This window comes from Neisseria sp. HMSC064E01 (assembly GCF_001808875.1).
Taxonomy (GTDB): domain Bacteria; phylum Pseudomonadota; class Gammaproteobacteria; order Burkholderiales; family Neisseriaceae; genus Neisseria; species Neisseria sicca_A.
The window spans coordinates 43,208-53,726 of sequence record NZ_KV794935.1; the positions used below are offsets into that span (position 1 = coordinate 43,208).

Annotated in this window: 5 protein-coding genes; all 5 read left to right on the top strand. The window is 50.5% G+C overall.

Going from position 1 to position 10,519, the window contains the following annotated elements:
* Positions 1-142 precede the first annotated feature (142 nt).
* The 5 genes from HMPREF2572_RS06485 (at position 143) to rpoD (ending at position 10,427) form a co-directional block, all read left to right on the top strand.
* A complete protein-coding gene (locus HMPREF2572_RS06485) occupies positions 143-3,346 on the top strand; it encodes a TonB-dependent receptor domain-containing protein (RefSeq protein ID WP_070497037.1) in 3,204 nt (1,067 codons plus the stop codon).
* 260 nt (positions 3,347-3,606) lie between these two features.
* Positions 3,607-4,461: a Slam-dependent surface lipoprotein gene (locus HMPREF2572_RS06490; protein WP_070497038.1), complete on the top strand. Its 855-nt coding sequence runs from the start codon at positions 3,607-3,609 to the stop codon at positions 4,459-4,461.
* A gap of 328 nt (positions 4,462-4,789) precedes the next feature.
* Complete coding sequence (locus HMPREF2572_RS06495) at positions 4,790-6,256, top strand: surface lipoprotein assembly modifier (RefSeq protein ID WP_070497043.1); 1,467 nt, start codon at positions 4,790-4,792, stop codon at positions 6,254-6,256.
* A gap of 225 nt (positions 6,257-6,481) precedes the next feature.
* Positions 6,482-8,254, top strand: a complete 1,773-nt coding sequence (gene dnaG / locus HMPREF2572_RS06500) for a DNA primase (protein WP_070497046.1) — start codon at positions 6,482-6,484, stop codon at positions 8,252-8,254.
* Between the two features lie 223 nt (positions 8,255-8,477).
* Positions 8,478-10,427: an RNA polymerase sigma factor RpoD gene (gene rpoD, locus HMPREF2572_RS06505; protein WP_003757828.1), complete on the top strand. Its 1,950-nt coding sequence runs from the start codon at positions 8,478-8,480 to the stop codon at positions 10,425-10,427.
* The last annotated feature ends 92 nt before the right edge of the window (positions 10,428-10,519 follow it).

Consider the following 10,519-nt stretch of genomic DNA (forward strand, 5'->3'; position numbering starts at 1 on the left):
AGGATTTCCCCATATTTCGATATTGGGAAGATCATATTCAGCAACTTCGTCGTCAAAGCGGAATATGGGCTTTAGGTAATCGAAGTCGTCTGAAAATTTTCAGACGACGCTGTCTGACATTCCGCCACACAAGGAATTCGTTATGAAGCCAGTCAAAGTCAACACCCTTGCCGCCTGCATTGCCGCTATCGGTTTTTCTCCCATCATTTATGCTGCCGATAATACGCCGACCGTGATTCTAGATACCGTTACCGTCAAAGGCACACGCAATAAAGACGAAATCGGTAAAAACCGAGTTTATACCCGTGAAGTCGTCAATCTTTACAAGAGCAAAAACGAAGTCGAAACCTTCAAAGGCAACACCGTATCCGACCTTTTGAGCGGTATGTCCGGCGTGTACAGCGGCGACGCGCGCAACAGCGGTGCGCTGGACCCAAATATACGCGGCGTACAGGGACAGGGACGGATTCCTGTTACCATCGACGGCACCGAGCAGGCGATTACCGTCTGGCGCGGCTACGCAGGCGCAAACAACCGCAACTACGTCGACCCCAACATCATCAGCAGCGTTTCCATCGAAAAAGGCCCCTCGTTCAGCCGTGATATGAAAAGCGGCATAGGCGGCTCCGTCGCCTTGAAAACCATCGATGCCGACGATATTGTCCCCGAAGGGCAGAAATACGGATTTGAAGTGAAGGCGGAGGCTTCCAATAATTCCATCAAACAACGTACCAATGTCTATGAAAAATCAGTCGATTATCGGACATTGGATGCGCCTGCTGTCGCACTCGGCGGTATTTGGCGGGCGATGTTGGACGATACTGACCGCGTCAGTCAGCGTTTCAGCGGACGCAATAGATTTGGGGAGGATAAAGCTTACCGCATTGCCGCCGCCACCAAGCAGGACAATTTTGATGCCATGCTTGCCTATGCCTACCGCAGTAAAGGCAATTATTTTTCCGGTAAAAAAGGTGCGGAGCGCTACGGCTATATCGGTCCTTGGACGATGGAAACGGTCAATGAATTAAACAGGCAGATTGCGGATGCCGCTGCAAGAGGCGAAAAATTTTACGGTAGTGAAGCCATGCTGGGCGCGCCCGATATTGCCCGTATCGGACTTTTTTATCATCCGGGTGGAGAGGTAACCAATACTTCGCTGGAAAATAAATCATGGGTAGGTAAAACCACCTTCCACCTGCCGAACCGCCAAACGCTCAAATTCGGCCTGCGCCATACCGACTCCACTTTCGGCGAAATCATGCCTTCCCGCGTCATCGGCCCGATTTTCAGTACGCCCGACAATTTAAATAAAATTGGGGAGTGGCCAAGGGCATGGGTGAAACAGCGTTCCTACAATATCGATTATGCATGGAAACCTGAGGGTAGCCGCTGGATAGATTTGAGCGCATCATTGTGGACAACCCGTACCAAATCCAAAACCAATACCGCAGGCGGTTCGCCCGGCGATGCCCTGTATGAAGACAGGGTGGACAATTTAGTGATGTGGAAAACTGTGATGAGTCGCTGGAATACCTACAATGAAGAAACCAAGCGCATGTATGAGGCATTGGGTTACACGAAAAAACCGGATGTCGTTGAACAGCTTCCGAATACCAACGGGCGATTCAATACCATAGAGGGCAATGCTTACTATGCCAACAATACCCGCAACGGTTTCAATTTTTCCAACCGCATGAAGCTGCATGACAAGCTGACGTTGACTCTGATGGGTGACTTCCAAAATGAAAAATTGAGATCGCGTAATGAGTTTTCAGAAGAATTGAGCCATGACGGCTTGGACAAATACAGAGAAGAAATAGAAGCAAAGCAATTGGTTACCAATACACAGTTGACAGGATTTGGCGAGCCGAGGAACGGTAGGCGCAGAGAATGGAATTTTGGTTTCAATTTCCGCTACCAGCCGATGAGCTGGCTGACTCTGACGGCAGGAGCGCGCTATACCAATTTCAAAATACAGGATGACAACGATCGGTTGAAAACCGGATTTGATAAATACAACAATCCCTTACAAGTCAATCGAGGTGAGGTATTTCAGTTTACCCGTGTAGCAACCGAGCAGGAATATCGTGATTATCTGAATGCGGTTAACAATGACGAATTCAATGCGGCAAGAGACAGTATCGTAATAGATGATAGAGGGGTGGCAATATTAAATCCCACTCCCTTTAATGATGTAAACAGACCAAAGCTGGATAAGCTGACATACTATTGGCGTAAAGACGATAGAGGTCGTCTGAATCCTGCTGACAACCCCTGGTTTACCGTTCCCGATCTACATAGCCAAACCGTCAATCCTGCCTACGATCCAAACGATCCGGACAGTCTGCGCACAGTTCAGAAATATATGTTTATGCCTCGTAGCGACAAAATATACAGATCCCCGATTACCCCTGCTGAACTACAACGTGCCCACAAACAGGGTGGCAGCGGATGGGCTCCTGCATTCTCAGCCGCCGTCAATTTTACCGATAATGCCCGAGCCTATCTGCGCTATACCGAATCCCTACGTTTCCCCAGTATTTTTGAGGGGACTTATGGCTTCTCGACTGCTGCGGGTTCATTTGCACGAATGGGATACGGTTGGCAGCCCGAACACGCCAAAAACTGGGAAGTCGGCTACATTCATGATTTAACTGGACTGTTTCCGAAAATGAAAAATGCGGATTTACGCATCAACTACTTCCGCAATAAAACCAAAAATATCATCGACAGGGACGAGAATTTTGAATTCGAGCAATTCGACAAACAAATCCGTACCGGCGTGGAATTGCAGGCGCGCTTTGATACCGGCAAATTTTTCGGTGGCGTAGGCGTATTGCGTACACTGAAAAATAAAGTCTGCGACAAATCTTTTGCCGTTTCCAGTGTACATGATTCCAGTTACTTGACTGGCGGCGGATTTATTCCTGCTCCCGAATGTAATTACGGCGGTTTGACCGACAACGGCTATCTTGCCAGTATGGTTCAGCCGCGCTGGTCGGTTGATGCCGACTTGGGCGGACGCTTCTTCCGCAACAAGCTGGAAAGCGGCATCCGCTTCCATTACCACAGCCGTGTCTATCAAAACCGCCGTACCATATGGCAGGCATATTACGATCAATTAAACCGTATCAATGACTATAATCTTCAAGCGGACACCGATACTATGCGCTGGCAGCCTGTCGCCGTATGGGACGCCTATTTGCGCTACAAAATCGGCAAAAATCTGACCGCCGAGCTTGTGGGCAGCAACCTGACCAACCGCTACTACCTCGACCCGATGAGCCGCTCCTATATGCCTGCACCTGGTCGGACAATTAAAATCGGAATCAGTGGGAAATTTTAAGATTATTGGAATTACTTAGCTCTATAATCTGATTTTTTGAAACAAAAAATCAAAACTATTCGAAAATTTACAAAATATTGCAAATTATAAAAACGATAGTAATTTTTATTTATATTAATTATTATTAGGTTTATAGTTTCAATACTTTCAAACGATGCAGGGTTTGACCCAAGCTCTCCTCTCACGAACGATCGGGAGCAGTCATTTTTCCGTATCTTTGGAAGGGTTTGTATTTTTAATCCTATTTTGGAGCAAATGTTATGAAACTTTCAAAAATCATCTTGGCGTTGGGTGCGGTTTCCGCCGCTCCCTGTGTATTTGCTGCTAATCCTGCCTCTTATTCGACAAATTCCATCAAAGCTGCCAATGTCAAGCATTTGGAAACAGGTGTTGACAATGATACCCCCACTTATATAGATAAGGCGGCGATTAAGATTGTCGATAGCACTGCAAAAGGCAATGTAGCCAACAATAAACCGGTTGCATTTGCGAAAATGGATAAAGTGGCAAACAATCCAGCTGTTAAATTGTTGGCACCCGGTGTAGTCGGCAAGGACAGAAACGGGGTTACCGTTGCCAATCTGTATCGGATGACCGGTGCATGGCATCTGATTCCAAGAATGCCTGACCATTCTAAATTAGGTCGTCTGTCTTACGCACAAGTAGGCAATTTAGATGTCTATTTCGGTGATTGGTCTAATGTTGCACCTGGTGCGGCTGTCGGTACAAAAGGTACGAATTACACCGCCTTCTATAGCGGCACGGGTCGAACCACCAATCTGCCGACTACGGGTACTGCCACTTATACGGTTAAGGGTATCAACCAATATCATACGCAAAATACAGCCCTCTTAAACGGTACGCTGAAAGCCGATTTCGGTAAACGGACGCTGAACGGCGAAATGAAACGTACGGGTCTGACAGTTGCTGTTAACAATGCCGTCATCAATACGGCTCATGCTTCATTTGAAGGTAAAGCTACGGCAAACAAAGTGGCCGGTACGACCCGTGGTCATTTCTTCGGCAATCAAGGCGCGGCGATTGCGGGCGTTGCTGAGTTTGGTCGAAATCATGCCTACAACACTGCCTTTGGCGGTACGAAAACCGGCAAATAATGAATCATAATGCGATAAGGCGGACGGTTTTTGTCGTTTCCCATTCCGTCCGCCTATAAAACACAAATCATTCGACACACAATGCACATCGTACAGGGCCGTTCGGAAATATCGGGCTTCGCAATGCGTTTAAGCCGGTATTTTCCGAACGGCCCGTGAGTTTGAAGGCATGCTGTTTCGATGGGCTTGAGAAGCTCATTTTCAGACGACCCGGCAGGTGCTTTCATTCAAATAAACAATGCTCTTGCCCGGTAAAGATGAAATGTCAGTTTTTCTTTGAAAAGGTCGTCTGAAAAACAAAGCCGCCCGATACACAGGAAAGAATTTTATGAAACGCCTTTTGCTCCTTCCTTTTTTTATCAGCCTGCTGCCCCACGCGTTTGCCGACGACAGGGAAGACCGTTTCATGCAGCTCAAACAGGGGACGGAACTCCGCCGCGCGCAGCAGGAAAGGAACGAAGCGGACAATACGGCGATCGAGTTCGGCGCGGGAGAAGTGCAGGACGGCGAAGATTTGGCATTGTCGCTGATGAAGGCAGTCAACGCGCAAAACGAAGAGGAAACGGCGCGGCTGTTGGACATTTACCGCCGTCAGGATGATTACGATCCCGATATAGTGCTGTTTGCCGAGGCCAATCAGGCGGTGTTCCGCGACGATTTGAAGGCCGCGCTGGCGAAATACCGCGAGCTTTACCGCAAAAATCCCGAATTTCTGCGCGGCCGCCTGGATTTGGCGCGGCTGCTGTTTATAGACAAACAAAACAAAGAATCGGCGGCATTGTTCGACGGCATCGATATTCCCGAAGTGCCCGCCGTCAATGAGAAAATCAAAGTGTTTGCCGACGCTTTGAAGAAACGCGATGCGTGGAGCGGCTCGGTTTCGTTCGGCGCGGGTTACGACACCAATTTAAACCAATCGTCGGGCGCGACGGTTGTCCGCAATCAGACAAGCTGCGGTTTCGATTCGAACGGACAGCCGATTCTGGACGATGCCGGAATGCTGTCCTGCCGCAACGAACAGCTTGATGCCTACGCGCCCGATGCGTTGAAAAACCGGATGTGGGTATATGAAGCCAACTTAAGCAGACGCATATCGCTCAACGGCCACCACGGCCTGCAACTGGGCGGCTACGCATGGGGTCGGCTCTATCCCGGCAACAAGGAATACGGCGAACACAATATCAACGTCAGCCCCGCTTACAGTTTTCAGAGCAAAGACCATTCCTTCAGTATCGGCCCGCAGGTGCAATACGAATGGTCGGGCGGCAAACTGCGCGATAGCAGTGCCGGCATCAGCACGGCATACAGCCGTACCTTTTCCGACCAAGCCTCGCTGGGCGTGCAGCTCGACCACAAATACGACCGCTACCGCGGTGAATTAAAACATTTCAACGGCCCGCAGACGCTTCTGTTCACCACCGCCATCTACGCCCTGCCGAAAGACTGGCTGGTATTCGGCGGCTACGACTACCTGCGCAAAAACAGCCGCGAAAAAGTGGATTCCTACCGTAGGCACGGCCTGCGTGCGGGTGTCAACAAGCGTTTTGAATCCGGTATCGACGCCACCTTTCAGGCAATCTGGCGCAAAACAGCCTATCAGGACTACCATGCCTGGCTGGAAACCCGCCGCCATGATTTCGAACGCACCTATCAGTTGGACATCAAATTTGACCGTCCGTCCTTCCGCGGCATCACGCCCGTTTTCAGCATCAAACACACCGACAACAAAAGCTCGTCCTGGCTGAACCGCTACAAACGCAACGAATTTACCGTCAAAGCAGAATACAGGTTTTAAGCACCCGAGGTCGTCTGAAAACGAATTTTCAGACGACCTCGAAGGTTTATGTTGCATAAGCTGTCCGCTAAGAAGTCGGTTTTGTAAGAGTGCTATTTTTATCCTGAATACACGTTATAATACGAACCTTGTTTTCAAACCGATTCGAGATTCCGTTTTCAGACGACCTTTAAGATAAAAGGTCGTCTGAAAACGTTTGTCCCGTCCATACGCATCCGCCGAACTATGATTCCATCCGATTTCATTGACGAGCTTCTGGCCAAAGTCGATATTGTCGATATTATCGACGAGCAGGTTCCGCTGAAGAAGGGCGGGGCGAACTATATGGCTTGTTGTCCGTTCCATAAGGAAAAGACGCCGTCGTTTTCAGTCAGTCCGACGAAGCAGTTTTATCATTGTTTCAGTTGCGGGGCGCATGGTTCGGCGATTGGTTTTGTGATGGAACATCAGGGGCTGTCATTTCCGGAGGCGGTGCAGTTTCTTGCCGACCGTGTGGGCATGGCTGTGCCTAAAGTGCGCGGGCAGAACGACAATCCTGAAGTCCGTGCCGAACGTAAGAAAAAACAGCAGACGCTGGAGGAAACGACGGCTGCGGCGGCTGATTTTTATGCGCAACAGTTGAAATTCAATCCGGCAGCGAAGGCTTATTTGGACAAGCGCGGCTTGAGCGCGGAAGTCATCGCGCATTATGGTTTGGGCTACGCGCCCGACGGCTGGCAGCCTTTGGCGCAAGTGTTCCAACCGTACCCGAATACCGCGTTGGTGGATACGGGGATGGTGATTGACAATGAGGGTCGGCATTACGACCGCTTCCGTCATCGGATTATGTTTCCTATCCGCAATCCGCGCGGGCAGGTAATCGGTTTTGGCGGCAGGGTGTTGGACGACTCGAAGCCGAAATATTTGAATTCGCCTGATACACCTTTGTTTGATAAAGGGAAAAACCTTTACGGATTGTATGAAGGTCGTGCTGCGGTCAAAGACGCAGGTCGGATTTTGGTGGTCGAAGGTTATATGGACGTGGTCGCGCTAGCGCAGTTCGGCGTGGGCTACGGCGTGGCGGCTTTGGGCACGGCGACGACGGCGGAACACGTCAAAATCCTGATGCGTCAGGCGGACAGTATTTATTTCTGTTTCGACGGCGACAGCGCGGGGCGGAAGGCGGCTTGGCGCGCGCTGGAAAACGCGTTGCCGCAGTTGAAAGACGATAAATCGCTGCATTTTTTATTCCTGCCGGAAGAACACGACCCCGACAGCTACATCCGCGCCTACGGCAAAGCGCAATTTGAAGATGCGCTGTTGAATCAAAGCAAGCCCTTGTCGGAATATTTCTGGGAGCATCTTTCAGACGACCTCAATCTCAATACGCAGGAAGGTAAGGCGGAATTGGTGAAAACCAGTTCGCCGCTTTTGGCGCAGATTACCGCGCCGGCATTGGCTTATTTGTTGAAACAACGGCTTAGCGAACTGGTCGGCATCGATTCCGACAATCTCGCCCAACTATTGGGGCAGGAAGCGCCGAAGCGGCACGTCAAACAAAAAAGCTACAAACTGCCTCCGATTTCCGTCAAACAACCTGTCATGTTGACGCTGGTGCAACGGCAAATCCGCAGCCTCTTGATAAATCCGGATTGGGCTGCATATATAGACCTGCCCGATTATGTGGCATTGGACGGCGATTTCGCCTGCCTTGCCAATCTCGCCGAAACCATTAAAAGCCATGCCGCCGTACCTGCTACCGCGCAGGTTTTAGAGTATATGCGCGGTTCTCCTTACGAAGAAACCGTGAACCAAATCTTCCAATCGACACTCTATTCTGAAGAAATGGAAGGCGGAGGCGAAGAAGACCGCGAGAACTTCCAAATCGGCATGAAGAAACTCCTTAACGAGTTAAAATACAAACAAATCGAAACCCTCAAGCAGAAAAGCCTGCAATCGGGTTTGAATGAAAATGAAAAAAAACTCTTGCTGTCGCTTTTGACGGCAAAGCAAAATTGAACGAACGGCAATCCCTGCCGAATCCAGCAACCTTCAGGCCGTCAGAAAAGCATTGTCCCAAGCTGCGAACATGATGATCCCGCAGAACACTCGTTCCAAAGAGCTTTCAGACGACCTCAGCGTTACAACCCGGCAGATTGAATTTAAATCGGTTGTAACTCTGTTCCGCCTTCAGGTGCATCATGCAAACCGTCGGCACACCATCAGATCAAGAAAGTAATCCATGTCTAAAGACCAAAATCACGAAGACTATCAAGAACAGGACGACAACCGTCCGCTGACCCTCGAAGAGCAGCGCGCCCGCCTGCGCCAGCTCATCATCATGGGTAAGGAACGCGGCTACATCACTTATTCCGAAATCAACGACGCCTTGCCCGACGATATGTCCGATGCGGATCAAATCGACAACATCGTCAGCATGATTTCCGGCTTGGGCATCCAAGTGACCGAGCAGGCGCCTGATGCGGAAGACATTTTGTTGAGCGACAACGCCGCCGCCGTAACCGACGACGATGCCGTTGCCGAAGCCGAAGCCGCCTTGTCCAGCGCGGACTCCGAGTTCGGCAGAACCACCGATCCCGTGCGTATGTATATGCGCGAAATGGGGCAGGTTGACCTGCTGACCCGTGAAGACGAAATCATCATCGCCAAAAAAATCGAAAACGCCCTGAAAAACATGGTGCAGGCAATTTCCGCCTGTCCGGGTTCCATTGCCGAAATCCTCGAGCTGATCGAGCAAATCCGCAAGGATGAAATCCGCGTGGACGAAGTGGTTGAGGCCATCATCGATCCGAACGAAGTGTTGCTCAACGAATTGGGCTTGGGACACTTGGAGAGCGCGTCAAACGACGACGATTCCGGCAGCAGTGAAGAAGATGAAGCGGATGAAGACGACGATGACGACGATTCCGGCAGCGACTCCGAAGCCATGTCCGCCGCCCATCTTGCCGAGTTGAAGCAAAAAGTGCTGGAACACTTCGCCTTCATCGAAAGCGAATACGGCAAGATGATCAAAAAGCTGGAAAAACACGACAGCCGCCACCCCGATTATCTGGCGCACCGCGACGCTATCGCCAACAAGCTCTTGGAAGTCCGTTTCGCCACCCGCCAAATCGAAAGCCTCAGTGGCAACCTGCGCAGCCGTGTCGAAAACATCCGCAAGCTCGAACGCGAAATCCGCGACATCTGCCTTGACCGCGTCCATATGGAACGCGACTACTTCATCCAAAACTTCCTGCCCGAAATCACCAACCTGAAATGGGTGGAAGAAGAAGTCGCCAAAGGCAGGGTCTGGAGCGACGCGCTCGACCGCTTCCGCCACGCCATCCTCGAAAAACAAACCGAGTTGGCGAACATGGAAAAAGAAACCCGCATTTCCATCGAAGAGCTGAAAGACATCAACAAAAACATGGTGTCGAGCGAAAAAGAAACCGCAGCCGCCAAGCAGGAAATGATTCAGGCAAACTTGCGCCTGGTGATTTCCATCGCCAAAAAATACACCAACCGCGGTTTGCAGTTCCTTGATTTGATTCAGGAAGGCAACATCGGCTTGATGAAGGCGGTCGACAAGTTCGAATACCGCCGCGGCTACAAATTCTCCACCTACGCGACATGGTGGATCCGCCAAGCGATTACCCGCTCGATTGCCGATCAGGCGCGCACCATCCGTATTCCGGTGCACATGATTGAAACCATCAACAAGATGAACCGCATCTCCCGCCAGTATCTGCAAGAAACCGGCGAAGAGCCCGATTCCGCCAAACTTGCCGAGTTGATGGAAATGCCGGAAGACAAAATCCGCAAAATCATGAAAATCGCCAAAGAGCCGATTTCGATGGAAACCCCGATCGGCGACGACGACGATTCGCACTTGGGCGACTTCATCGAGGACGCCAACAACGTTGCCCCTGCAGACGCCGCAATGTACACCAGCCTGCACGAAGTCACCAAAGAAATCCTCGAAAGCCTGACCCCGCGCGAAGCCAAAGTCCTGCGTATGCGCTTTGGTATCGACATGAATACCGACCACACGCTCGAAGAAGTCGGCAAACAGTTTGACGTAACCCGCGAACGTATCCGTCAAATCGAAGCCAAAGCCCTGCGCAAACTGCGCCATCCGACCCGCAGCGACCGCCTCAGAAGCTTCCTCGACAGCGAAGACAGCAAACTGTAAAACAGCAAACCGCAGGTTTATCCCTGCGGTTTTTTATATGCCTGAGGTCGTCTGAAACAGAAGTTGTATAGTGGATTAAATTTAAATCAGGA